At 45.7% G+C, this 23115-nt stretch carries 25 protein-coding genes; 23 read left to right on the top strand and 2 right to left on the bottom strand.

All coding sequences use genetic code 11. From position 1 onward, the window contains the following. The first annotated feature begins 333 nt into the window (after positions 1-333). Positions 334-807, top strand: coding sequence for a transcription elongation factor GreA (gene greA / locus D5I41_RS19505; RefSeq protein WP_119011239.1), 474 nt, complete (start codon positions 334-336; stop codon positions 805-807). 72 nt (positions 808-879) lie between these two features. Here the strand turns inward: greA and yhbY are convergent, their stop codons facing one another. Then, positions 880-1176 (bottom strand): ribosome assembly RNA-binding protein YhbY, encoded by a 297-nt coding sequence (yhbY, locus tag D5I41_RS19500; protein WP_119011238.1) that lies wholly within the window; start codon positions 1174-1176, stop codon positions 880-882. 131 nt (positions 1177-1307) lie between these two features. Between yhbY and rlmE the strand changes: the two genes are divergently transcribed. The 4 genes from rlmE to glmM all read left to right on the top strand — a co-directional run bounded on the left by rlmE (position 1308) and on the right by glmM (position 6243). Further along, positions 1308-1937: a 23S rRNA (uridine(2552)-2'-O)-methyltransferase RlmE gene (gene rlmE, locus D5I41_RS19495; protein WP_017028359.1), complete on the top strand. Its 630-nt coding sequence runs from the start codon at positions 1308-1310 to the stop codon at positions 1935-1937. Between the two features lie 98 nt (positions 1938-2035). Continuing rightward, positions 2036-3964: an ATP-dependent zinc metalloprotease FtsH gene (ftsH, locus tag D5I41_RS19490; RefSeq protein WP_119011237.1), complete on the top strand. Its 1929-nt coding sequence runs from the start codon at positions 2036-2038 to the stop codon at positions 3962-3964. A 94-nt stretch (positions 3965-4058) separates the two neighbouring features. Continuing rightward, a complete protein-coding gene (gene folP, locus D5I41_RS19485; RefSeq protein ID WP_119011236.1) occupies positions 4059-4889 on the top strand; it encodes a dihydropteroate synthase in 831 nt (276 codons plus the stop codon). Positions 4890-4905: 16 nt separating this feature from the next. Continuing rightward, on the top strand, positions 4906-6243 hold the full coding sequence (gene glmM / locus D5I41_RS19480) for a phosphoglucosamine mutase (RefSeq protein WP_119011235.1): 1338 nt from the start codon (positions 4906-4908) through the stop codon (positions 6241-6243). Between the two features lie 85 nt (positions 6244-6328). Here glmM and suhB read toward each other — a convergent pair whose 3' ends face one another. Then, positions 6329-7132, bottom strand: coding sequence for an inositol-1-monophosphatase (gene suhB / locus D5I41_RS19475; protein WP_017028355.1), 804 nt, complete (start codon positions 7130-7132; stop codon positions 6329-6331). Between the two features lie 157 nt (positions 7133-7289). Here suhB and trmJ point away from each other — a divergent pair, with 157 nt between their 5' ends. The 18 genes from trmJ (at position 7290) to bamB (ending at position 22969) form a co-directional block, all read left to right on the top strand. Further along, entirely contained in the window at positions 7290-8018 is a 729-nt protein-coding gene (gene trmJ / locus D5I41_RS19470) for a tRNA (cytosine(32)/uridine(32)-2'-O)-methyltransferase TrmJ (protein WP_119011234.1), read from the top strand. A 114-nt stretch (positions 8019-8132) separates the two neighbouring features. Continuing rightward, complete coding sequence (iscR, locus tag D5I41_RS19465) at positions 8133-8636, top strand: Fe-S cluster assembly transcriptional regulator IscR (RefSeq protein ID WP_017028353.1); 504 nt, start codon at positions 8133-8135, stop codon at positions 8634-8636. A 27-nt stretch (positions 8637-8663) separates the two neighbouring features. Continuing rightward, entirely contained in the window at positions 8664-9878 is a 1215-nt protein-coding gene (locus D5I41_RS19460; protein ID WP_119011233.1) for an IscS subfamily cysteine desulfurase, read from the top strand. Between the two features lie 33 nt (positions 9879-9911). After that, the gene (gene iscU / locus D5I41_RS19455; RefSeq protein ID WP_017028351.1) at positions 9912-10295 is read left to right on the top strand and encodes a Fe-S cluster assembly scaffold IscU; all 384 of its coding nucleotides are present in this window, start codon (positions 9912-9914) and stop codon (positions 10293-10295) included. A gap of 45 nt (positions 10296-10340) precedes the next feature. Beyond that, complete coding sequence (gene iscA, locus D5I41_RS19450) at positions 10341-10664, top strand: iron-sulfur cluster assembly protein IscA (RefSeq protein ID WP_119011232.1); 324 nt, start codon at positions 10341-10343, stop codon at positions 10662-10664. Between the two features lie 68 nt (positions 10665-10732). Further along, positions 10733-11248, top strand: coding sequence for a co-chaperone HscB (gene hscB, locus D5I41_RS19445; RefSeq protein ID WP_119011231.1), 516 nt, complete (start codon positions 10733-10735; stop codon positions 11246-11248). A 22-nt stretch (positions 11249-11270) separates the two neighbouring features. Then, the gene (gene hscA / locus D5I41_RS19440; protein ID WP_119011230.1) at positions 11271-13121 is read left to right on the top strand and encodes a Fe-S protein assembly chaperone HscA; all 1851 of its coding nucleotides are present in this window, start codon (positions 11271-11273) and stop codon (positions 13119-13121) included. Positions 13122-13133: 12 nt separating this feature from the next. Then, positions 13134-13472 carry an ISC system 2Fe-2S type ferredoxin gene (gene fdx / locus D5I41_RS19435; protein WP_119011229.1) on the top strand — a complete coding sequence of 113 codons (339 nt, stop codon included), beginning with the start codon at positions 13134-13136 and terminating at the stop codon, positions 13470-13472. 26 nt (positions 13473-13498) lie between these two features. Further along, positions 13499-13693 (top strand): Fe-S cluster assembly protein IscX, encoded by a 195-nt coding sequence (gene iscX / locus D5I41_RS19430; RefSeq protein WP_017028346.1) that lies wholly within the window; start codon positions 13499-13501, stop codon positions 13691-13693. 248 nt (positions 13694-13941) lie between these two features. After that, positions 13942-15228: an aminopeptidase PepB gene (gene pepB / locus D5I41_RS19425; protein WP_119011228.1), complete on the top strand. Its 1287-nt coding sequence runs from the start codon at positions 13942-13944 to the stop codon at positions 15226-15228. A 91-nt stretch (positions 15229-15319) separates the two neighbouring features. Beyond that, on the top strand, positions 15320-15748 hold the full coding sequence (gene ndk, locus D5I41_RS19420; RefSeq protein ID WP_119011227.1) for a nucleoside-diphosphate kinase: 429 nt from the start codon (positions 15320-15322) through the stop codon (positions 15746-15748). 158 nt (positions 15749-15906) lie between these two features. Continuing rightward, complete coding sequence (gene rlmN, locus D5I41_RS19415) at positions 15907-17022, top strand: dual-specificity RNA methyltransferase RlmN (protein WP_119011226.1); 1116 nt, start codon at positions 15907-15909, stop codon at positions 17020-17022. A gap of 62 nt (positions 17023-17084) precedes the next feature. Further along, positions 17085-17759: a type IV pilus biogenesis/stability protein PilW gene (pilW, locus tag D5I41_RS19410; protein ID WP_119011225.1), complete on the top strand. Its 675-nt coding sequence runs from the start codon at positions 17085-17087 to the stop codon at positions 17757-17759. A gap of 48 nt (positions 17760-17807) precedes the next feature. Beyond that, positions 17808-18737 carry a RodZ domain-containing protein gene (locus tag D5I41_RS19405; protein ID WP_119011224.1) on the top strand — a complete coding sequence of 310 codons (930 nt, stop codon included), beginning with the start codon at positions 17808-17810 and terminating at the stop codon, positions 18735-18737. Positions 18738-18739: 2 nt separating this feature from the next. Further along, on the top strand, positions 18740-19861 hold the full coding sequence (gene ispG, locus D5I41_RS19400) for a flavodoxin-dependent (E)-4-hydroxy-3-methylbut-2-enyl-diphosphate synthase (RefSeq protein ID WP_119011223.1): 1122 nt from the start codon (positions 18740-18742) through the stop codon (positions 19859-19861). A gap of 41 nt (positions 19862-19902) precedes the next feature. Then, positions 19903-21171 (top strand): histidine--tRNA ligase, encoded by a 1269-nt coding sequence (gene hisS / locus D5I41_RS19395; protein WP_119011222.1) that lies wholly within the window; start codon positions 19903-19905, stop codon positions 21169-21171. An 11-nt stretch (positions 21172-21182) separates the two neighbouring features. Next, complete coding sequence (locus D5I41_RS19390; protein WP_119011221.1) at positions 21183-21797, top strand: YfgM family protein; 615 nt, start codon at positions 21183-21185, stop codon at positions 21795-21797. An 11-nt stretch (positions 21798-21808) separates the two neighbouring features. Further along, complete coding sequence (gene bamB, locus D5I41_RS19385; RefSeq protein ID WP_119011220.1) at positions 21809-22969, top strand: outer membrane protein assembly factor BamB; 1161 nt, start codon at positions 21809-21811, stop codon at positions 22967-22969. Positions 22970-23115 lie beyond the last annotated feature (146 nt).

Below are 23115 nucleotides of genomic sequence, written 5' to 3'. Positions count from 1 at the left end.
TAAAATGTTGTAAAGAAGGGGAACTTTTTGTATCAAAAAGATGTCAATGTTACTGCAATACAATAAAAACAATAGGTTAGCGTTGCACTGCAATTGGTATGACATGTTCTTGTTTTATATTTATTTATCTTTAGGTTCTTGATTTTGTTTGTTTTACGCTCGGCTAACTGTGATTTATGTCACGATTCTATCATGGGCTAGTGTGTCGAATTTTGGTGAAAAAAAGCAGAGTTTTCGGTACAATTGATGTATCACTATCAGTTAGTTACCTATTGAGCCTTCGCTTGATAGGTTTTTTGTTGCCCAATATTTGCTGGGCAAATGAGGTTAAATATGGAAAAAGTACCAATGACTGTTCGTGGCGAACAGCAACTAAAAACAGAATTAGAAAGACTGCTTAAACTGCGTCCACTGATCTCTACTGCCATTGCAGAAGCTCGTGAGTTAGGCGACCTTAAAGAAAATGCTGAATATCATGCTGCTCGTGAAGAACAGGGCATCTGTGAAGCACAAATCCGTGACATCGAATATAAGCTCTCTGTTGCTCAGGTTATTGACGTAACTAAAATGGACAACTCAGGCAAGGTTATCTTCGGTACGACAGTAACTCTAATCGATGTAGATACAGAAGAAGAATTCAAGTATCAGATCGTGGGTGAAGATGAAGCCGAAATTAAGCTAGGCCGTATTTCTGTTAGCTCACCTATTGCGCGTGGCCTGATTGGTAAGATGGAAGGTGATGAAGTGACTATCACAACTCCTGGCGGCGTGAAAGATTACGAAATTGAACGTGTAGAATATCTGTAAGCTATTTGGCTTGTGATATCAAAAAGGCTGCATCAGCAGCCTTTTTTTGTGAACACGATTAATCGTTACAGCCTATTTGCGTGGCAGTTCAATTTTACGTTGTTCTGATTGGCGGTACAGTACTAGCGTTTTACCAATAGTTTGTACTTTCTCTGCACCAGATTCACGAACGATAGCGTCAATGATTAGGCTTCTTGTTTCGCGATCTTCCGATGCTACTTTAACCTTGATCAATTCGTGATGACCCAATGCAAGTTCAATCTCCGCTAGAACAGCCTCAGTAAGTCCATTTGCGCCCATCAACACAACCGGTTTTAGGTCGTGTGCTAAGCCTTTTAGATGCTGCTTTTGTTTGGTGCTTAAGTTCATATCGCGGCCAATTTCTTTTATATAAGGGTTGAAAAATCCTATTTTAACGTCATATAGGTCTCAAGACTATACTTTATCCATGAAACGGGAATATTAGGCTAATTGCCTACTCCAAACACGTTGGAAATTGAATGAGTAAACAAAAGCATTCGGCCAGTTCGGGTCGATGGTTAAAAGAACATTTTGATGATAAATACGCCAACGAAGCCAGAAAAAAAGGCTATCGTTCACGCGCTTACTTCAAAATGGAAGAAATACACACCAAAGATAAGCTCTTTTCTGCTGGAATGACCGTAGTAGATTTAGGGGCGGCTCCTGGTGGTTGGTCGCAGTATGCTGCAAAGATAGTGGGTGACAACGGACAAATTATTGCGTGTGATTTGTTGCCAATGGACCCTATTGCTGGTGTAAGCTTTCTACAAGGTGATTTTCGTGAAGAGAGCGTTCTTGAAGCGCTGTTAGACCGCATTCAACCGAGTATGGTGGACGTCGTAATGTCTGACATGGCTCCCAATATTGCAGGTAATAACTCTGTAGACCAGCCAAGGGCTATGTATTTGGTCGAATTAGCCCTTGATATGTGTCGACAAGTTCTAGCTACAAATGGTAGCTTTGTTGTTAAGGTATTTCAGGGCGAAGGTTTTGATCAATTCGTCAAAGATGTACGTGAAATGTTTAAGACTGTTAAAGTCCGGAAACCCGATTCTTCCCGAGCTCGCTCTCGTGAAGTCTTCATTGTAGCAACAGGTTACAAAGGCTAACTGCTCAACAAGCTTGAGAAAGCTTTACATTCTGGCTACAGCATCCAAACTGTAGTAATCTACTTTTAATTACAATTAGTTATCGAGAGGCTTACACCTTGAGTGACATGGCAAAAAATCTAATTCTGTGGCTAGTGATAGCTGTAGTGCTAATGTCCGTTTTCCAGAGCTTTGGCCCTGGAGACAGCAACGGAAAATCAGTGGATTACACCACTTTTATACAGGAAGTTGGCCAAGGCCAGATTCGCGAAGCCAAGATTAACGATAAAGAAATCGTTTTTTATCGCAGCGATAATTCACGTAACGTGACTTATATGCCTGTGTACGACACAAAGCTTCTTGATGACTTGATCAATCAAAACGTGAAGGTGACAGGTACACCACCAGAAGAGCAAAGCCTTCTAGGTACTATCTTCATCTCATGGTTCCCAATGATTCTACTGATTGGTGTGTGGATTTTCTTCATGCGTCAAATGCAAGGCGGTGGCGGTAAAGGCGCCATGTCCTTCGGTAAATCAAAAGCTCGTATGATGAGCGAAGAACAAATCAAAACTCTCTTCTCTGACGTTGCGGGTTGTGATGAAGCAAAAGAAGATGTTAAAGAACTAGTGGATTACTTGCGTGATCCAAGCCGATTCCAGAAATTGGGCGGTAAGATCCCAACCGGTGTCTTGCTAGTCGGTCCTCCAGGTACAGGTAAAACTCTACTTGCGAAGGCGATTGCTGGTGAAGCTAAAGTTCCGTTCTTTACTATCTCTGGTTCTGATTTCGTAGAAATGTTCGTAGGTGTTGGTGCATCTCGTGTGCGTGACATGTTCGAACAAGCGAAGAAAGCAGCGCCTTGTATCATCTTCATCGATGAGATCGATGCCGTAGGTCGTCAGCGTGGCGCAGGTGTTGGTGGTGGTCACGATGAGCGTGAGCAAACGTTGAACCAAATGCTGGTCGAGATGGATGGCTTTGAGGGTAACGAAGGTATTATCGTTATCGCTGCAACTAACCGTCCAGACGTATTGGACCCTGCATTACTTCGTCCTGGTCGTTTTGACCGTCAGGTAGTAGTAGGTCTTCCAGACGTACGTGGCCGTGAGCAGATCCTGAAAGTACACATGCGCAAGGTACCTCTTGCTAGCGATGTAGAGCCATCTTTGATTGCTCGCGGTACTCCTGGTTTCTCCGGTGCAGACCTTGCTAACCTTGTAAACGAAGCGGCACTATTCGCTGCTCGTGGTAACAAGCGCAACGTTGCTATGGCTGAGTTTGAGCAAGCGAAAGACAAGATCATGATGGGTGCAGAACGCCGCTCTATGGTGATGACTGATGACATTAAAGAGTCAACGGCATACCACGAAGCAGGTCACGCAATCATTGGTCGCTTGGTTCCTGAGCATGATCCTGTGTACAAGGTATCGATTATTCCACGTGGCCGTGCGCTAGGTGTGACTATGTACTTACCTGAGCAAGATAGGGTGAGCATGAACCGTCGTCATCTTGAGTCGATGATCTCAAGCCTTTACGGTGGTCGTCTAGCTGAAGAGCTTATCTACGGTAAAGAGCGTGTATCTACTGGTGCATCAAACGATATCGAACGCGCGACTGATATCGCTCGTAAGATGGTGACTCAGTGGGGCTTCTCTGAGAAGCTAGGTCCTCTTCTTTATGCTGAAGAAGAAGGCGAAGTATTCTTAGGTCGTAGCGTAACTCAGACTAAACACATGTCTGACGATACTGCCAAGTTGATTGATGATGAGATTCGTCAAATCATCGACCGCAACTATGCCCGTGCTCGCCAAATTCTGGAAGAGAATATGGACATCATGCACACAATGAAAGATGCGCTGATGAAGTACGAAACCATTGATGCAGGTCAGATTGATGACCTAATGGAACGTCGCAGTGATATTCGTGAACCAGCCGGTTGGGGTGAGCAATCAAAACCTGTTGAAGAGCCAAAGGCTGAAGCGAAAGCTGAAACCGAAACGGCAGAAGAATCTAAAACAGAACCTGCTGAAAAAGATTCAGAATAATAGCTAAATAAGCAAACCCCGAGAGTTCTCGGGGTTTTTCTGTATCTACCCTTCCCAAATTTTCGCTTTAACCTTTTTGAAACTCGTTAGTGTTATGATCTTAAACAGTGGCAAAAAACAGCTCGATCTATCTTCACCGCAGATCATGGGTATACTCAATGTAACCCCTGATTCATTCTCTGATGGTGGCCAATACAACCGAATTGATGATGCTTTAGCTCAATCGCGCAAGATGATTGCGGCGGGAGCGACGATTATTGATATCGGTGGTGAGTCAACAAGACCGGGCGCACCAGAGGTAGAGTTGCAGCAAGAGCTAGAACGCGTCATTCCTGTAATCAAAGCAGTTCGTGCTGAGTCCGATGTGTGGATATCTATCGATACCAGTAAAGCTGAGGTGATGCGCCAAGCGACGGAAGCTGGAGCTGACCTGATTAATGATGTGCGAGCACTGCAAGATCCAGGAGCATTGCAAGCTGCCGCTGACTCTGGAGTGCCCATCTGCCTTATGCACATGCAAGGGCAACCTAGAACAATGCAGGCTAACCCGCACTATGATGATCTTATCTCTGAGGTTGAGCAGTTCTTAGCAGAACGCATCAAGGCGTGCGAGGCTGTGGGAATAAGCAAAGATAAATTAATACTGGATCCTGGCTTTGGATTTGGTAAAACACTTGAACATAACTACCATCTATTGCAACACTTGGAACAATTTCATCGTTTTGAAATGCCTCTGTTAGCAGGCATGTCTCGAAAGTCGATGGTGTTCAAACTGCTAGATAAAGCACCCGCAGACTGCGTTTCAGGTAGTGTGGCATGTGCGGTTGTGGCGGCTCAAAAAGGCGCACAGATTATTCGAGTTCACGACGTTGCTGAAACGGCTGATGCCGTGCGAGTAGTGAACTTTATGGAATCAATAAAATAATAATTAGGAATTACAAATGTCTCAACGACGTTATTTTGGTACCGACGGTATCCGCGGAAAAGTAGGCCAATACCCAATCACTCCTGACTTTGTACTAAAGCTAGGCTGGGCTGCGGGTCGTGTTTTGGCTAAACAAGGCACCAAGAAGGTCATTATTGGTAAAGATACTCGTATCTCTGGCTACATGCTTGAGTCTGCGTTAGAAGCTGGTCTTGCTGCTGCTGGTCTAAAGGCAACCTTTACCGGTCCAATGCCAACACCTGCAGTTGCGTACTTAACACAAACGTTCCGCGCAGAAGCGGGTATTGTGATTTCGGCATCACATAACCCGTATTACGATAACGGCATCAAGTTCTTCTCCTCTGAAGGCACAAAGCTTCCTGATGACATTGAATTAGCTATTGAAGCTGAGCTAGATAAAGACATTGAATGTGTAGAATCAGCTCTACTTGGTAAAGCCTCTCGTATGAACGATGCTGCCGGTCGTTATATTGAATTTTGTAAAAGCACCTTCCCAAGCAACGCTAACCTAAGCTCACTGAAAATTGTGGTCGATTGTGCTCATGGTGCTACTTACCACATTGCTCCAAACGTATTTAAAGAGCTAGGTGCACAATTGGTGCTTATGGGCTGTGAACCCGATGGCTTGAACATTAATGCTGAGGTGGGTGCAACTGATGTGCGTGCGCTGCAAGCAAAAGTAGTTGAAGAGAAAGCTGACCTAGGTCTTGGCTTTGATGGTGATGGTGACCGCATCATCATGGTTGACCATAAAGGCAACAAAGTGGATGGTGACCAAATCGCTTACATCATTGCCCGCGACGCACTGCGCCGTGGTGAACTAAAGGGTGGTGTTGTCGGTACCCTGATGACAAACCTAGGTATGGAAAATGGTCTTAAGCAACTGGGCATTCCGTTTTCACGTGCTAAAGTAGGCGACCGCTATGTCATGGAACAGCTAAAAGAAAAAGGCTGGAGCATTGGCGCTGAAAATTCAGGCCACGTAATCTTGCTAGACAAGGTGACCACGGGTGATGCTATTGTTGCAGCGCTTCAAGTTTTATCATCGATCGTTGATAGTGGCATGAGCCTATTCGACCTTTCTCAAGGTATGACGTTATACCCGCAAGAGCTGATCAATGTTCGCTTCTCTGGTGACACTGACCCAATGCAATTGGATGTTGTTCAACAATCAGTTGTGCAAGCGGAACAAGAGCTGGGTGATAAGGGACGTGTACTTCTGCGTAAGTCAGGTACTGAGCCTTTAATTCGCGTCATGGTAGAGGGTGAAGATGGAGAGTTAGTGCTTAAGCTGGCTAACCGTATCGCCGATACAGTTCGTGAACATTGCTAAGTGGCTAGATAGCCAAAAGCTAGATACAAAAACGGCCATCAGATGATGGCCGTTTTTTTAATACTGTTTTTACAAAGGGATGCGATTACTTCAGCATGCCTTCATTTGCGTGCTCACGTACGTGGCGAAGAATATTCTTAACACCGCGAGCGCTTGAGCCTACAAGGTTACCTGACTTGATGTAGTCAGTACCGCCAGCAAAGTCCGTTAGGATTGCGCCAGCTTCACGAGCGATAAGCTCACCAGCAGCGATGTCCCAAGGCTTAAGGCCAAGCTCAAAGTAACCGTCAACACGGTTAGAAGCTAGGTAACATAGATCAAGAGCCGGAGAACCAGTGCTGCGGAAGTCAGCAACTTCAACAAATAGAGAGCTCATGATTTTGAAGTAAGATTCAGAGTGTTGCTTTTGCTTAGTTGGGAAACTAGTTGCAAGAACAGTACCTTGAAGGTCTTTTAATTGCTTAACACGGATACGAGCGTTGTTTAGCTGTGCGCCAGAACCACGTTGTGCAGTGAAAAGTTCGTTAAGCATTGGGTCATAAACACACGCTACTTCTGTTTTACCGTTGATACGAACAGCGATAGATACAGCAAAGTGTGGGATACCCTTAACGAAGTTATTGGTGCCATCCAGTGGGTCAATGATCCATTGAACTGCGTCATCTTTACCTACAGTTAAACCAGACTCTTCAGCAATGATGCTGTGGTCAGGGTAAGAAGACTTGATTGTATCGATAATCACATGTTCTGCGTCTTTGTTGATGTTAGTCACAAAGTCATTTTCGCCTTTCAGCGAGATTTCAATCTTGTCAGCAGTTTCTAGAGATTTCGCAATATGATTGCCTGCTTTTCGCGCAGCGCGAATAGCGATATTTAGCATAGGATGCATAATTATACCCAACGGATGTTAAAGAACGGAAAGCGGGGCGGAGTATAAGCAAGATTGTGGCAAAAGGGAAGTGGTTATTTTTTGCACGAGTGTTTTTTTTATTCCGCTTTTGGGATGTGTTAGTATGCGTCGGTTGTGAATTATAGAGGTAGGCTTGATGTTACAAAACGTCAAAGTGGTATTGGTGGGAACCTCTCACCCAGGAAATATTGGTTCAGCTGCACGAGCAATGAAAGTGATGGGATTGACTCAGTTAGTCTTGGTTGACCCGCAGTGTGAAATCGATGAACAAACCATGGCATTAGCGGCGGGCGCTGACGATGTAGTGAATAACGCACAAAGATTTTCGACCATGCAAGAAGCGGTGGCCGATTGCGCCCTTGTGGTCGGATCGAGTGCACGCTCTCGTACCCTTAATTGGCCAATGCTAGAGCCACGCGAATGTGGCGTTAAGTTTGTCGAAGAAGGAACACATGCTTCCGTGGCACTGGTGTTTGGTCGTGAACGCACCGGCCTAACCAATGATGAACTGCAACTGTGCCAGTATCATGTCGCCATACCCGCTAACCCAGAATACAGCTCACTGAATCTAGCGATGGCGGTGCAAACCCTTAGCTACGAAGTGAGAATGGCATTTCTAGAAAGTGATAAGGCGCAATACCCACAAGACGATCCAGTGGTCTATTCACGTCATAACGAATTAGAAATGTTTTATCAGCACCTTGAAAACGTACTTATTGATACCCAGTTTATTGAGAAGGATAAGCCGAACCAGGTGATGAACAAACTGAGAAGGCTATTCAGTCGCGCTCGTCCTGAAGCACAAGAGATCAACATCTTGCGAGGTGTCCTTACGGCGATACAAAAGAAAATTTCGCACAAATAATAGCCATAATCCGTATAGGGTTAAATACTTGAGTAAATTGGTCAAATAAATACTTGACCGTTTTAGTCGGGTATGGGAGACTTTCCGCAACGAAGTAATTGGAAAGAGTGTGATATGAAGCTTACATCGAAAGGAAGATATGCCGTAACAGCCATGCTTGATGTAGCATTGCATTCTCAGTCAGGCCCAGTACCACTGGCTGACATATCGGAACGTCAGGGTATATCTCTTTCTTATCTAGAGCAATTATTTTCAAAGCTACGCAAAGCGGGATTAGTTGCTAGTGTTCGAGGTCCAGGTGGTGGTTATAACCTAGGAAAAGACGCGCAACTTATTGCTATTGGTACCATTATTTCAGCGGTTGATGAATCAGTTGAAGCGACGCGTTGTAATGGGAAAGCCAATTGTCAGGGGGGCGCTCGTTGCCTTACCCACACGCTTTGGCGAGATTTGAGTTCTCGAATTAGTGATTTTTTAAACAACATCACCTTAGGTGAGTTGATGTTGGACAATGAAGTTTTAGAGATTTCAGGACGCCAAGATTTAGAGTTAGCCTCTAATCATGGTTTTAGCTCTAAATCGATAGCCGAAGCAATCGGCGTCAATGTCCGCTCATAGAGCAAACAGTTTTACTTGGAGTAAATAATGAAACTGCCAATTTATTTAGACTATTCAGCAACTTGCCCAGTAGATGAACGCGTTGCTGAGAAAATGGTCCAGTATATGACTATGGATGGTACCTTCGGCAACCCTGCGTCTCGCTCACACCGCTATGGTTGGCAAGCTGAAGAGGCTGTGGATACTGCTCGTGAACAGATTGCTGATCTTTTAAATGCGGATCCTCGCGAAATCGTATTTACCTCTGGCGCGACAGAATCAGACAACCTTGCTATCAAGGGTGCAGCTCGTTTCTACTCAAAGAAAGGCAAGCACATCATCACCTGCAAGACTGAACACAAAGCGGTATTAGACCCATGTCGTCAGCTTGAGCGTGAAGGCTTTGAAGTGACTTACTTAGCGCCTGAAGCAAATGGCATTATTGACCTGAACAAGCTTCAAGACGCAATGCGTGAAGACACTGTTTTGGTTTCTATCATGCACGTAAACAATGAAATTGGCGTGATTCAAGACATCACTTCAATTGGCGAGCTATGTCGCGAACGCAAGATTGTATTCCACGTGGATGCCGCTCAATCAGCAGGTAAACTACCGATTGATGTTCAAGAGACTAAAGTTGATTTGCTATCGCTATCAGCACATAAAGCATACGGGCCTAAAGGCATCGGCGCTTTGTACGTTCGTCGTAAACCACGTATCCGCCTAGAAGCACAAATGCACGGTGGTGGTCATGAGCGCGGTTTCCGCTCTGGCACACTTCCAACTCACCAGATTGTAGGTATGGGTGAAGCATTCCGTGTAGCTAAATTGGATATGGAAAAAGATTACCAACATGCTCTGAACCTACGTAACCGCCTGTTTAATGCGGTTAAAGATTTGGAAGCAGTCACCGTCAATGGTGATTTTGAGCAGCGTGTACCGCACAACCTAAACGTGAGCTTTGCGTTTGTTGAGGGTGAGTCTCTGCTTATGTCACTGAAAGACTTAGCCGTTTCATCTGGCTCAGCATGTACATCAGCAAGCCTTGAGCCTTCGTATGTACTGCGAGCACTAGGCCTCAATGATGAACTTGCCCACAGCTCAGTTCGCTTCTCTTTCGGTCGTTACACAACGGAAGAAGAAATCGACTACGCGGTAGAGCAAATTCGCACTGCGGTAACAAAATTACGCGACATGTCTCCACTTTGGGATATGTACAAGGAAGGTATTGATCTGGACACCGTAGAGTGGGCACATCACTAGTTCCAAGGAAGTAGAGGATTAGAGGACTATATTATGGCTTACAGCGAAAAAGTAATTGACCACTACGAGAACCCACGCAACGTTGGTTCTTTTGATAAAGAAGATCCAAGCGTAGGTAGCGGAATGGTCGGCGCACCGGCTTGTGGCGACGTAATGAAGCTGCAAATCAAGGTGACACCTGAGGGCATCATCGAAGATGCTAAGTTTAAAACTTACGGTTGTGGTAGTGCTATTGCATCAAGCTCGCTGGTTACAGAGTGGGTCAAGGGTAAAACCGTTGATGAAGCCGCTTCAATCAAAAACTCTGAAATAGCTGAAGAGCTAGAGTTACCACCGGTTAAGGTGCACTGCTCTATCCTAGCGGAAGATGCGATTAAAGCTGCTGTTTCAGACTATAAGAAAAAACATCAAGAGTAATAATTAGAGGGGAGGCTTCCCCTCATCGGCAATAAAGGTTGTAGTATGGCCATCACAATGACAGAAACCGCGGCAGACCGCGTTAGAGCATTCCTAGACAGTCGAGGCAAAGGCGTCGGCTTAAGACTGGGTGTTAAAACAACGGGCTGTTCAGGTATGGCGTATGTGCTTGAATTCGTAGATGACGTAAATGAAGAAGACAGCATCTTCGAGCACAAAGGCGTTAAAGTGGTGATCGATGCCAAGAGCCTTGTTTATCTTGATGGTACAGAGCTAGATTACGTTAAAGAAGGTCTTAACGAAGGGTTTGAATTCAACAACCCGAACGCTAAGGGTGAATGCGGCTGCGGCGAAAGCTTCAACGTTTAACGAGCGAGTTAAGGCTAGGGTTCATCATAAGGGTGGGCCCTCTCTCTTTAGATATCGAGAGTCTCATTATGAACCACTTCGAACTATTCGGGCTACCAGCACAATTTAATGTGGATGGTAGCCTTCTTTCTTCTCAATTCAGAGAATTGCAGCGTCGTTTTCATCCCGATAAGTTTGCTACTGCCTCTGAGCGCGACCGTTTGATGGCTGTGCAAAAAGCCGCAAGCATTAATGATGCATACCAAACTCTCAAGAATCCCATCGCTCGCGCCGAATATATGTTGGCTGAGAATGAGCACGATATTCGTTCTGAGCAGCAAACGTTGCAAGATCCTCTATTTTTAATGCAACAGATGGAACTTCGTGAAGAGCTTGAGGAAATTGGCGATAGCACTGACGCGGATGATTTACTGTTTGATTTTGAATCTAAAGTCGCCAAAATGCACAAGCAGCAGTTGCAACAAGTCGAACAACAGATCAATGAACAATGTTGGGCTGAAGCGGCCGATAGCGTTAGAAAGCTGAAATTTATTGCCAAGTTATTAGTAGAAATCGAACGACTAGAAGACAAGTTACTTAACTAGTCGTATATACAATAGGAATGTCATGCCATTACTACAGATAGCAGAACCAGGCCAAAGTTCTGCACCTCATGAACATAAGCTAGCAGCAGGTATTGACCTAGGTACCACGAACTCACTGGTTGCCTCAGTGCGCAGTGGGCAAGCGAGCCCACTCCTTGATTCTGAAGGCCGTGCTATCTTACCGTCAGCGGTGCACTACAAATCAGATGGTTTTAATGTGGGTTATTCTGCCCTAGATGCTGCCGAGAGCGATCCTCAAAATACCGTTATCTCAGTGAAGCGACTTCTTGGCCGTTCGGTTGAAGATATAAAACAGCGCTATCCAAAGCTGCCATATTCGCTATTGAACAGTGACAATGGCCTGCCGATTTTACAAACCACACTTGGCAATAAGAACCCAGTTGAAGTCTCAGCGGATATCTTAAGAGCCTTAGGTCAGCGCGCTGAATCTACCCTAGGTGGAGAGCTTACTGGTGTGGTTATCACCGTACCGGCTTACTTTGACGATGCACAGCGTGCTGGAACCAAAGATGCCGCCAAGCTTGCCGGTTTGAATGTACTTCGCTTGCTCAATGAGCCAACGGCAGCCGCGATCGCTTATGGTCTAGATTCGGGTCAAGAAGGCGTGATTGCGGTTTATGATTTGGGTGGTGGTACCTTTGATATCTCAATCTTACGCCTGTCTAAAGGTGTATTTGAAGTGCTATCAACGGGTGGCGATTCGGCGTTGGGTGGTGATGATTTTGACCATCTTCTTGCAGAACACATTCAACAAGAAATGGGCCTAGACTCGTTAACGGATGAACAGAACCGTATCTTGCTCAATGCCGCGGCAAAGACCAAGATTGCTCTGTCTGACAACGAGACAACTCAAGTCTCTGTATTGGATTGGCAAGGGGAGATCACTCGCGAAACCTTTGATGATCTTATTCGCTCTCTAGTGAAAAAGACTCTCATGTCATGTCGCCGTGCTCTGAAAGATGCACAGGTTGATAAGGATGATGTACTTCAGGTTGTGATGGTAGGCGGTTCTACGCGCACACCTTTGGTTCGTTCTATGGTGGGTGATTTCTTTGATAAAGAGCCGTTAACCAGCATCAACCCTGATGAAGTAGTTGCACTAGGCGCTGCGATTCAGGCTGATATCCTAGCAGGCAATAAGCCTGATTCAGATATGCTGCTATTGGATGTTATTCCACTGTCTCTAGGTATCGAAACTATGGGGGGGTTAGTCGAGAAAATCATTCCTCGCAACACCACGATACCTGTAGCAAGAGCACAAGAGTTCACAACCTTTAAAGACGGTCAAACCGCTATGACAGTGCACACGGTACAAGGTGAGCGTGAGATGGTTGATGACTGTCGCTCCCTAGCCAAATTTGCATTGAAGGGCATTCCACCAATGGCGGCTGGTGCTGCACACATTCGTGTGACCTATCAGGTTGATGCAGATGGTTTGCTTTCAGTGACTGCGATGGAAAAGAGCACAGGTATACAAGCTGAGATTCAGGTTAAGCCTTCATACGGTTTAAGTGATAATGAAGTCGCGAATATGCTGAAAGACTCGATGACTTTTGCTAAAGAAGACATGCAAGCAAGAGCGCTAGCAGAGCAACGCGTAGAAGCCGATCGTGTTATTGAAGGCTTGATTGCGGCGTTGCAAGCCGACGGCGATGAGCTGCTCAGCGAACAAGAGCGCACTGCGCTACTTCAAGTCATTGAAGACCTCATTGCGCTGCGTAACGGCGATGATGCTGATGCAATTGAAGACGGAATTAAGCAGACGGATAAAGCGAGCCAAGACTTTGCTTCCCGTCGTATGGATAAATCGATTCGTCAGGCTTTGTCTGGCCAATCAGTAGATGATATATAGAGATAAGCGGTTATGCCTAAGATTGTAGTTTTACCCCATGATGATCTTTGCCCTGAAGGTGCTGTATTAGAAGCCAATACGGGTGAAACCGTACTCGATGTGGCTCTAAAGAATGGCATCGGCATTGAACATGCGTGTGAGAAGTCGTGTGCTTGTACTACCTGCCACGTTATTGTGCGTGAAGGCTTCGACTCTCTAGAAGAGAGCGAGGAACTTGAAGACGATATGTTAGACAAGGCATGGGGCCTAGAGCCTGAGTCTCGTTTAGGTTGCCAAGCGGTAGTTGCAGATGAAGACCTTGTAGTTGAAATCCCTCGCTACACGCTGAACCACGCATCAGAAGATCATTAATCAATTTAGCTAACAAGGAGGTTTGCATGAAATGGATAGACACGAGAGATATTGCCATTGAGTTAGTGGAAAAGTTTCCAGAAGTAGATCCGCAGACAGTGCGTTTTACTGACTTGCATCAATGGATATTAGAGCTGGAAGATTTTGATGATGATCCGAAGCACTCTAATGAGAAAATCTTAGAAGCTATTATTCTATGTTGGATGGACGAAGCGGATTAACGGTCCACTTAACATTTATTTAATAAAAATCGGGCCTTAGAGCCCGATTTTTATGTTTTTGACACTTAGCCTAGGCATAATAGGCGCATAAAATCAGTAACAAGCTACTAGAAACGCCTTGTTAGGAAAGGGATATCTTACTTTCCATTAATAACTGAGTTTCCTCTGTCGGAGGAAACGGGATTCCTGTATCTTGAGAACATAAAAGTAACAAACATAATAAGACAAGTAGAGGGCAAGGAGAGGTCATGTCTACAGCAATGCAAGTATCACTATCTACAGATAAAGCAGCACCTCAATGGGGCGAAAACGCCATTCTTTCTCATACAGAGCAAGGTTGTTCTGTGCACATTGGCCAGGGCCATGACTACGGCGCGATTCAAAAAGCGGCTCGTAAATTAGACGCTCAAGGCATCAAAAGCATTAGTTTAATCGGAGATGAGTGGGATCTAGAAAGTATCTGGTCTTTTGCTCAGGGTTTCCGTAATCCAAGACGCGACAACGCACTGGAATGGCAACCATTGGCTGAAGCGGATGAAAAAGAACTTCAAGACCGTATTAAGGTGGCTAACTGGACTCGCGATATTATTAACAAGAGTGCAGAAGAAGTCGCGCCACGCCAATTGGCAACCATGGCGGGTGAGTTCATCAAATCAGTTGCACCAGGTCTAGTGAAATACCGCATCGTAAAAGACAAAGATCTTTTAACGGAAGGCTGGGAGGGCATCTACGCTGTGGGTCGCGGTTCTGCGCGTACTTCGGCTATGCTGCAGTTAGACTTTAACCCAACAGGCGACCCTGAAGCACCTGTGATGGCATGTCTAGTGGGTAAAGGGATCACCTTTGACTCAGGCGGCTATAGCATTAAACCATCTCAAGGCATGACCGCGATGAAAGCGGACATGGGCGGCGCTGCGATCATTACTGGCGGTTTGGCATTAGCGATTCTTCGCGGCTTGAATAAGCGCGTTAAACTTATCCTATGTTGTGCAGAGAACATGATCTCTGGGCGTGCCATCAAGTTAGGTGATGTGATTACCTATAAAAATGGCAAGACAGTAGAAGTTATGAATACCGACGCTGAAGGACGCTTGGTATTGGCTGATGGCCTTATCTATGCGAGCGAGCAAAACCCAGAGGTGATCATTGACTGTGCAACCTTAACTGGCGCAGCTAAAAATGCACTGGGCAATGATTTCCATGCTCTGTTTAGCTTTGATTCTGCATTCTCTGAACAAGCGCTTGCATGCGCGGCAGAAGAAAAAGAAGGCCTATGGCCGCTGCCTCTAGCAGATTTCCACCGAGGTATGTTGCCGTCTAACTTTGCTGATCTATCCAATATCAGTAGCGGTGACTTCTCACCAGGTGCATCTACAGCAGCAGGTTTCCTATCCTACTTTGTAGACGACTATAAAACGGGCTGGCTGCACATTGACTGTGCTGGCGCTTACCGTAAGTCAGCGACTGATAAGTGGGCTGCTGGTGGTACAGGTATGGGTGTGCGCACTCTCGCAAACCTACTGAACAACCAATAATAATTGAGGCCCTATAGGGCCTTTTTTACCATAAGAGAACAAACGTCTTTAACAAACGTCTTTAACGACCCAAGAGCTATAAGGAAATTAAATGGCCATTGAAAGAACATTTTCTATCGTGAAGCCTGATGCTGTAAAACGTAACCTAATTGGCGCTATTTATCAGCGTATGGAGCAAGCGGGCTTACGCATCGTAGCGGCAAAAATGCTGCATCTTACAGAAGAACAAGCAAGTGGCTTTTATGCTGAGCATGAAGGCAAAGAATTTTTCCCTGCACTAAAAGAGTTCATGACCTCTGGCCCTATCATGGTCCAAGTGCTAGAAGGCGAGGATGCTATCTCTCGTTACCGTGAGCTGATGGGTAAGACCAACCCTGAGCAAGCTGCCTGTGGCACTATCCGCGCTGACTACGCCCTTAGCATGCGTCACAACTCTGTGCACGGTTCAGATAGTCCGGCCTCTGCTGCTCGTGAAATAGAATTCTTCTTCCCTGCTTCAGAAATCCACCCAAGAAGCTAAATTGAAGGCTCTTGGCTGAAAGCTGATAGTTAAAAAAGACCTAAGCGCACGCTTAGGTCTTTTTTTAAATTGACCTAAATCACATATTTCTTGTTGCTGTTGCACAAACCCTGTACAATCTGCGCCCCTAGATTTGTTGTTCGTCGTTGAGAGGCACCATGACTAAAGCAAAAGTAAATCTGCTTGATTTTGATCGCCAAGGCCTACGTCAGTACTTTGCTGATGAGCTGGGTGAAAAAGCATTCCGCGCAGATCAGATTATGAAGTGGATATACCACTTTGGTTGTGATGACTTTGAAAAAATGACCAACCTAAACAAGAAGCTACGCGAAAAATTGCAGCGTCTTACTGAGATTCGTTCACCTTACGTTTCAGAAGCTCAGCACTCTAGCGATGGCACCATTAAATGGGCAATGCGCGTTGGTGATCAAGACGTTGAAACTGTCTATATTCCTGATGGTGACAGAGCGACACTGTGTGTGTCTTCACAAGTAGGCTGTGCGCTTGCATGTACATTCTGCTCAACGGCGCAGCAAGGCTTTAACCGTAATCTTCGTGTCTCTGAAATTGTCGGTCAGATTTGGCGTGCAGCTCGCGAGATCGGTCTGGAAAAAGAGACAGGTCGCCGCCCAATTACTAACGTTGTAATGATGGGTATGGGCGAGCCTCTGCTCAACATGAAGAACCTAATGCCGTCTCTAAACATCATGCTAGATGATTTAGGTTTTGGCTTGTCTAAGCGTCGAGTCACAGTCTCTACTTCTGGTGTGGTGTCAGGCCTTGACCAAATGACGGGCAACATTGACGTGGCACTGGCGATCTCATTGCATGCACCGACAGATGAATTGCGCAGCCAAATCATGCCGATCAATGACCGTTGGGACATTCAAGATTTCTTAGAGTCTGTTCGTCGTTATATCGCATCTTCAAATGCAAACCGCGGCAGGGTGACGGTAGAGTATGTTCTTCTTGATCATGTTAATGATGATATGGACCATGCGAGACAGCTCGCAGAATTGCTTAAAGACACCCCAGCGAAGATCAATTTAATACCCTTTAATCCGTATCCTGGTTCACCTTATAAGAAACCGAGTAATTCGCGTATTGACCGTTTCCAAAAAACGTTGATGCAATACGACTACACGGTAACGGTGCGCAAGACTCGTGGTGACGATATTGATGCCGCTTGTGGTCAATTGGTTGGTGACGTTATCGACCGAACCAAGCGTACCCAGAAGAACACAGGGGAAGCCATTCCAGTTAAATCGCTTTAACGGATAGTAAACTCGTTGACTAATTTGACTAAGGTTCCCCGGTTTAACTATCGGGGAACCTTATGTTTAAAGGATTGGTCACACTTTTTTTACTCTGTCTGTTAGTCGGTTGTGTTACAGTTGATAGTGAGGCTGGAAACGCGCAATTCAATCCTTTCAAAGCAGCGGATGCCAGAATAGAGCTCGGTATAAACTACCTAGCGCTTGGGCATAATGTCAGAGCAAAGCAAAATCTTGAGCTGGCACGCCGTTATGCGCCTAATTATGTACGCGCTTCCTCCGCAATAGCCTATTATTACCAGCAGGTAGCAGAGCCTGAACTTGCTGATATTTGGTATAAAAAAGCATTGGCTGAATCACCAACAAGCGGTGACGTGTTGAATGACTATGGTGTGTTCTTATGTCGGCGACAAGAATATACCTTGGCTCAAAGACAGTTTGAGCGAGCAATTCAACAGTCCGATTACGACTATGTCTCCGCAAGTTATGAAAATGCCGGCCTGTGCGCCACAATGCAAGGTAATCTGCGACTAGCTGAGACCTATTTTCTTAAGTCTCTAGAGCATGAGCCTTCTCGCTTCCGAAGCAGTATTGAACTGGCTAAGTTATCTGTTCACTTCGGCGCCTTTAGCGAAGCTCAGCAACGATTAAAACATATTCACACGAGGTTTGGACCTAGGGTAGAGACGCAACAGTTACAAGATGAGTTAGACCGTAAATCATCGGTAACGCAATAGTGGCGAATCCCCATCCAAGCTTCCTCAAAGATTGAAGTACTATAAAGAATGAGCAAAGAATCAAACAATACAGATACACAGCACCTTGACCCTAAAGAGGGTCATGCAACATCACCTATGGTGGGTGACATCCTAAGAGCAAAACGTGAATCTTTGGGTATTAGTCAAAAAGAGATCGCAGATCGCCTGCGTCTTAGAGTCGCCATCATACAAAGTATTGATAGCAATGACTTCCAATTAGGCCAAGTACACACCTTTACTCGAGGGTACATTCGTTCTTATGCTCGCGCTGTGGGTGCGGACGAGAAAGTGTTGCTGGAACTGTTTGATAGTTCAGAGTTTGCCAAGCCTACCGAAGAGAGCATGCAAAGCTTCTCTCAACAAACTAAGAAAACCAAACACGATAACAACATCATGAAACTGACTTGGGGCATTTTCGCTATCATAGTGGGGATTTCAGCAGTTTGGTGGTGGCAGAGTGAGCAAAACTCAGACACGGTAGTAAGCGAGCCGATTGAAGTGAATGAGTCAGTAGTAGACGAAAACTACGATCCTGCATTAGACGCTCAATTACTAGCTGAGCCACAGTCTCCGAATAGAGAAGAGCTCGCTGTAGCCGACGAAGCTGCGTTAGATGACGCAGAATTAGGCCTAGAGCCTACGCCGGTTGCTGAAGGTGAAGAGACTGCAGCAGTCGACGCACCAAAACCTGTACAACTACCAGAAATAGATGAAACTCCCGTCCCAACTATTGCAATGAACTTCAAAGCGGACTGCTGGATTCAGGTTCAAGATGTGAACGGTAAAACTTTGTGGACTGGCGTAAAAAATGCGGGTCAACAACTTGAGTTAGAAGGACAAGGTCCATTCAAATTTGTTCTTGGTGCACCTGAGGCGGTTTCACTCTCAATTTCGGGTGAACCTGTCGACCTTTCTAGGTATACTGCGGGCAAAGTAGCACGTTTCACTGCAGAGTAACTATGCATCACGAATCTCCAATTAAGCGTCGTTCTTCGACGCGCATCTATGTAGGCGACGTAGCCGTTGGCGACGGCGCACCTATTGCCGTTCAGTCAATGACGAACACCCGCACTACAGATGTAGAAGCCACGGTCGCACAAATTCGCTCCCTTGAAAAAGTAGGCGCTGACTTGGTACGCGTTTCTGTACCAACGATGGATGCGGCTGAAGCGTTCAAAGCGATTAAACAGCAAGTCAATGTTCCTTTGATTGCTGATATTCATTTCGACTACCGAATTGCGCTAAAAGTCGCAGAGTACGGCGTTGATTGCTTGCGCATTAACCCTGGTAATATTGGTAACGAAAGCCGTATTCGCTCTGTGGTTGATTGTGCTCGTGATATGAATATTCCAATTCGTATTGGCGTTAATGGCGGCTCTCTTGAAAAAGAGATCCAAGAAAAGTATGGCGAACCAACGGCTGCAGCCTTGGTAGAATCAGCTATGCGTCATGTGGATATTCTAGATCGTCTCAACTTTGATCAATTCAAGGTAAGTGTTAAAGCGTCAGATGTATTTTTGGCGGTGGATTCTTATCGACTATTGGCAAAACAGATCGACCAACCCTTGCACTTAGGTATCACTGAAGCTGGTGGCGCTAGGGCAGGCTCTGTGAAGTCGGCGGTAGGTCTAGGCATGTTATTGTCTGAGGGCATCGGTGATACGCTACGCGTTTCTTTGGCGGCTGATCCAGTTGAAGAGGTGAAGGTAGGGTTTGATATCCTGAAATCACTTCGCATTCGCTCTCGTGGCATCAACTTTATCGCTTGCCCAACCTGTTCACGCCAAGAGTTTGATGTAATTAATACAGTTAATGAGCTCGAGCAACGCCTAGAAGACATTATTACGCCGATGGATGTATCTATCATTGGTTGTGTCGTAAATGGTCCTGGTGAGGCTGAAGTCTCACACTTAGGTCTTGCTGGTGGTAATAGAAAGAGTGCTTACTACCTAGACGGAAAACGTCAAAAAGAGCGCTTCGATAATGACAAGATCATTGAGCAGCTAGAGGCAAAGATTCGTGCAAAAGCGAGTCAACTTGACCCAGCAAACCGCATCGACGTTAACGATATTCAAGAATAAATGCTCAGGGCGTAGGCCCTGACAATACACGGTATTTAATTGTGGCAAAAACAATCCAAGCAATCCGAGGCATGAATGACTGCCTACCCACTCAATCTCCTTTGTGGCAGAAACTTGAGTCAACCGTTCAGCGTGTAGTCAGTGCTTACGGCTACAACGAAGTGCGCATGCCAATCGTTGAGATGACTAATCTATTTAGTCGCGCTATCGGTGAAGTCACCGATGTTGTTGAAAAAGAAATGTATACCTTTGAAGACCGCAATGGCGATAGCCTAACTCTTCGCCCTGAAGGTACTGCTGGTTGTGTACGTGCAGGAATTGAAAATGGTCTGCTGTACAACCAAGAGCAGCGCTTATGGTACATGGGTCCAATGTTCCGTCATGAGCGTCCTCAGAAAGGTCGCTACCGTCAATTCCATCAGTGTGGCGTTGAGGTATTTGGTATTGAAGGCCCTGATGTTGATGCCGAACTAATCATGATGACCGCGCGTTTATGGCGTGAGCTAGGTATTGATAAACACGTTCGCCTTGAGCTGAACTCTATTGGTTCACTGGAAGCTCGTGCAAACTACCGTACTGCACTTGTGGCTTATCTTGAGCAACATATCGACATTTTGGATGACGATTGTAAGCGCCGCATGCATACCAACCCATTGCGTGTACTTGACACTAAAAACCCTGATGTTCAGGCTATTTTAGGTGATGCTCCGCGTCTTTCTGACTATTTAGATACAGAGTCTAAAGAACACTTTGCGGGTTTGTGTGAACTTCTTGATGCCGCGGGAATCGAATATCAAGTTAATGAGCGTCTAGTTCGTGGCTTGGACTACTACAACCGCACTGTATTCGAGTGGATTACTGAGAGCCTAGGCTCACAAGGTACCGTTTGTGGTGGTGGTCGTTACGATGGTCTTGTTGAACAGCTAGGTGGCAAGCCAACCAAAGCAGTAGGCTTCGCTATGGGTCTAGAGCGTCTGGTACTTATGCTAGAAACCCTAGAACTAAACGAGGTTCGACGCTCTGTAGATGCTTATGTTGTTACTGCAGGCGAAGGTACTTTGATGGCGGGAATGAAGCTGGCAGAAAATCTGCGTGAGCAAATGCCTGAGCTTCGTGTAATGAACCACTTTGGTGGTGGCAATTTCAAGAAACAATTTAAGCGTGCTGACAAAGTCGGTGCAGCTGTAGCCCTAGTCTTGGGTGAAAACGAAGTATCAGAAAACAACGTTGTGGTTAAGGATCTTATCGGCGGCGAGCAAATCACTATCGCGCAAGCAGATCTTGTGAACAAACTAAAAGAATTAATTTAAGAGGATCGGTCGTGGAATTGTACGATAGCGAAGAACAACAAGTTGAAGCCATCAAGGATTGGTGGAAAGAGAACGGTAAAGCAGTCATCTTGGGTGCTGTGATTGGTCTTGGTGGCCTATTTGGCTGGCGTTACTACCAAGATTCAGTGGTTTCTGGCCAAGAGGCTGCATCAGATGCTTATGGTAAATCCATTCAAGCGTTGCAAGCTCAAGGTCTTGATGCCACTGAGCAAGTGCAAACCTTTATCAATGATAACGCGGATCGTGAGTATGCAGTGCTTGCTGCCCTGCAGTTGTCACAAGCTCAAGTTGCTGCAGCAGAATATAAAGAAGCATTAGCACAGCTAGAGTGGGCGAAAGCCAATACCAAAGATGATGCAATTGTACCTGTCATTACACTGCGTGTGGCACGTGTTAAAGCGGAAACTGGCGATATTGATGGCGCAATTGCAGACCTTTCAGCAATGCAAGTTGCAGGTTGGGAAGGTCGCGTTGCTGAACTGAAAGGCGATTTACTGCTACGCAATGGCGATAGCGAAGGCGCTTTAACGGCTTACTCTGAAGCACAACAAGCGACAGATGCGAGCCAAACTATCCAGTTCAAACTTGATGACCTAGCGAAATAGGACTGCATTGCATGCTAACTAACAAGTGGCTTCGTCGAACACTTATTGCAGTTGTTGCAACTGCTATTGTCGGCTGTGCTAGTGAAGAAGACACTATTATCATGGCCCCTGTGCCTGTAGTAGAGAGTCAATTTACACCGGACGTTGTATGGTCAACCTCTGTGGGTGATGGTGTAGGGCAGTACTTCTCAAAGCTCACTCCGGCTTACGCCTACAATAAAGTGTTTGTTGCCAGCCGTGATGGCGAGGTAATGGCATTGGATCCTGAGTCTGGCGATAAAATTTGGACTGTGGATCTTGAGAAAGACGTACCCGCTCGTCTATCTGGTGGAATCAAGGCTTCATACGGACAACTGTTCATCGGTACTGAAAATGGCGAGATGATCTCGCTTGATGCTGAAACGGGTGAAGAGAAGTGGCGTGTGGAAGTGGATGGTGAGGTGCTATCTGTACCTGAAACTGACGCCAACCTAGTGCTTGTTCACACTACTCGCGGTGCTCTCGTAGCCCTAGAGGAAGAAACAGGCAACGAAATGTGGACAGTGAGCACCGAAGTGCCAAACTTAACACTACGTGGAACCAGTGCTCCTGTTGCCGTTTCTGGTGGTGTTTTCTGGGGTACGGCTAATGGTCGTCTCGCTGCTGCTATCGTAGAGCGTGGCCAGATGATTTGGCAGCAACCGGTAGGAACGCCAAAAGGCGCGACAGAGATTGATCGCCTAGTTGATTCTGATGCCAAGCCACTAATTGTCGGCGGTATGTTGTACACCATTGGTATCAATGGACAGCTGGTAGCAATCGATCTTCGTTCTGGTTCTCCTGCATGGAAGCGTAATTACTCTTCTGCGCAAGATATGACGACAGACGGTCGCAATATCTACTTGATTACAGACAAAGACTATGTGGTTGCTGTTGATGCACGAAGTGGTACTGAGCTTTGGCAAAACCGTGAGCTTGAATATCGCTTGCTTACTGCACCTAGCATCATAGATCGTAAGATCGTATTGGGTGATAGCGAAGGCTATTTGTATTGGTTAGATCGCAATACCGGTGAGTTTATCTCCCAGCAGTTAGAGCATGATAGTGGCTTTGCTGTCGCTCCTATTGAGGTTGAAGACGGCTTTGTTATCACAACGCGTAATGGCGACGTCAAGATGCTGAAGATCAATTAGATCTCCCGACGTTCGAATAACGTGATATAATTCACAATTGGCTCTTGACTGGAAACAGTTAAGAGCCGTTTTGTTATTAATTTTAGTGTAGTTATAGGTAAGCAGGGATTAACCGCTCTTCTTACCTATAGCTACATAACGCTTTT

The organism is Vibrio superstes, from assembly GCF_003569005.1.
GTDB classification, from domain to species: domain Bacteria; phylum Pseudomonadota; class Gammaproteobacteria; order Enterobacterales; family Vibrionaceae; genus Vibrio; species Vibrio superstes.
This window is presented reverse-complemented; position numbering and strand designations above follow the sequence as displayed.

Excerpts from the sequence above, each read along its gene's own strand:
- greA (WP_119011239.1), top strand. The coding sequence starts at position 334 with ATGGAAAAAGTACCAATGACTGTTCGTGGCGAACAGCAACTAAAAACA.
- yhbY (WP_119011238.1), bottom strand. The coding sequence starts at position 1,176 with ATGAACTTAAGCACCAAACAAAAGCAGCATCTAAAAGGCTTAGCACAC.
- rlmE (WP_017028359.1), top strand. The coding sequence starts at position 1,308 with ATGAGTAAACAAAAGCATTCGGCCAGTTCGGGTCGATGGTTAAAAGAA.
- folP (WP_119011236.1), top strand. The coding sequence starts at position 4,059 with ATGATCTTAAACAGTGGCAAAAAACAGCTCGATCTATCTTCACCGCAG.
- glmM (WP_119011235.1), top strand. The coding sequence starts at position 4,906 with ATGTCTCAACGACGTTATTTTGGTACCGACGGTATCCGCGGAAAAGTA.
- suhB (WP_017028355.1), bottom strand. The coding sequence starts at position 7,132 with ATGCATCCTATGCTAAATATCGCTATTCGCGCTGCGCGAAAAGCAGGC.
- trmJ (WP_119011234.1), top strand. The coding sequence starts at position 7,290 with ATGTTACAAAACGTCAAAGTGGTATTGGTGGGAACCTCTCACCCAGGA.
- iscR (WP_017028353.1), top strand. The coding sequence starts at position 8,133 with ATGAAGCTTACATCGAAAGGAAGATATGCCGTAACAGCCATGCTTGAT.
- D5I41_RS19460 (WP_119011233.1), top strand. The coding sequence starts at position 8,664 with ATGAAACTGCCAATTTATTTAGACTATTCAGCAACTTGCCCAGTAGAT.
- iscU (WP_017028351.1), top strand. The coding sequence starts at position 9,912 with ATGGCTTACAGCGAAAAAGTAATTGACCACTACGAGAACCCACGCAAC.
- iscA (WP_119011232.1), top strand. The coding sequence starts at position 10,341 with ATGGCCATCACAATGACAGAAACCGCGGCAGACCGCGTTAGAGCATTC.
- hscB (WP_119011231.1), top strand. The coding sequence starts at position 10,733 with ATGAACCACTTCGAACTATTCGGGCTACCAGCACAATTTAATGTGGAT.
- hscA (WP_119011230.1), top strand. The coding sequence starts at position 11,271 with ATGCCATTACTACAGATAGCAGAACCAGGCCAAAGTTCTGCACCTCAT.
- fdx (WP_119011229.1), top strand. The coding sequence starts at position 13,134 with ATGCCTAAGATTGTAGTTTTACCCCATGATGATCTTTGCCCTGAAGGT.
- iscX (WP_017028346.1), top strand. The coding sequence starts at position 13,499 with ATGAAATGGATAGACACGAGAGATATTGCCATTGAGTTAGTGGAAAAG.
- pepB (WP_119011228.1), top strand. The coding sequence starts at position 13,942 with ATGTCTACAGCAATGCAAGTATCACTATCTACAGATAAAGCAGCACCT.
- ndk (WP_119011227.1), top strand. The coding sequence starts at position 15,320 with ATGGCCATTGAAAGAACATTTTCTATCGTGAAGCCTGATGCTGTAAAA.
- rlmN (WP_119011226.1), top strand. The coding sequence starts at position 15,907 with ATGACTAAAGCAAAAGTAAATCTGCTTGATTTTGATCGCCAAGGCCTA.
- pilW (WP_119011225.1), top strand. The coding sequence starts at position 17,085 with ATGTTTAAAGGATTGGTCACACTTTTTTTACTCTGTCTGTTAGTCGGT.
- D5I41_RS19405 (WP_119011224.1), top strand. The coding sequence starts at position 17,808 with ATGAGCAAAGAATCAAACAATACAGATACACAGCACCTTGACCCTAAA.
- ispG (WP_119011223.1), top strand. The coding sequence starts at position 18,740 with ATGCATCACGAATCTCCAATTAAGCGTCGTTCTTCGACGCGCATCTAT.
- bamB (WP_119011220.1), top strand. The coding sequence starts at position 21,809 with ATGCTAACTAACAAGTGGCTTCGTCGAACACTTATTGCAGTTGTTGCA.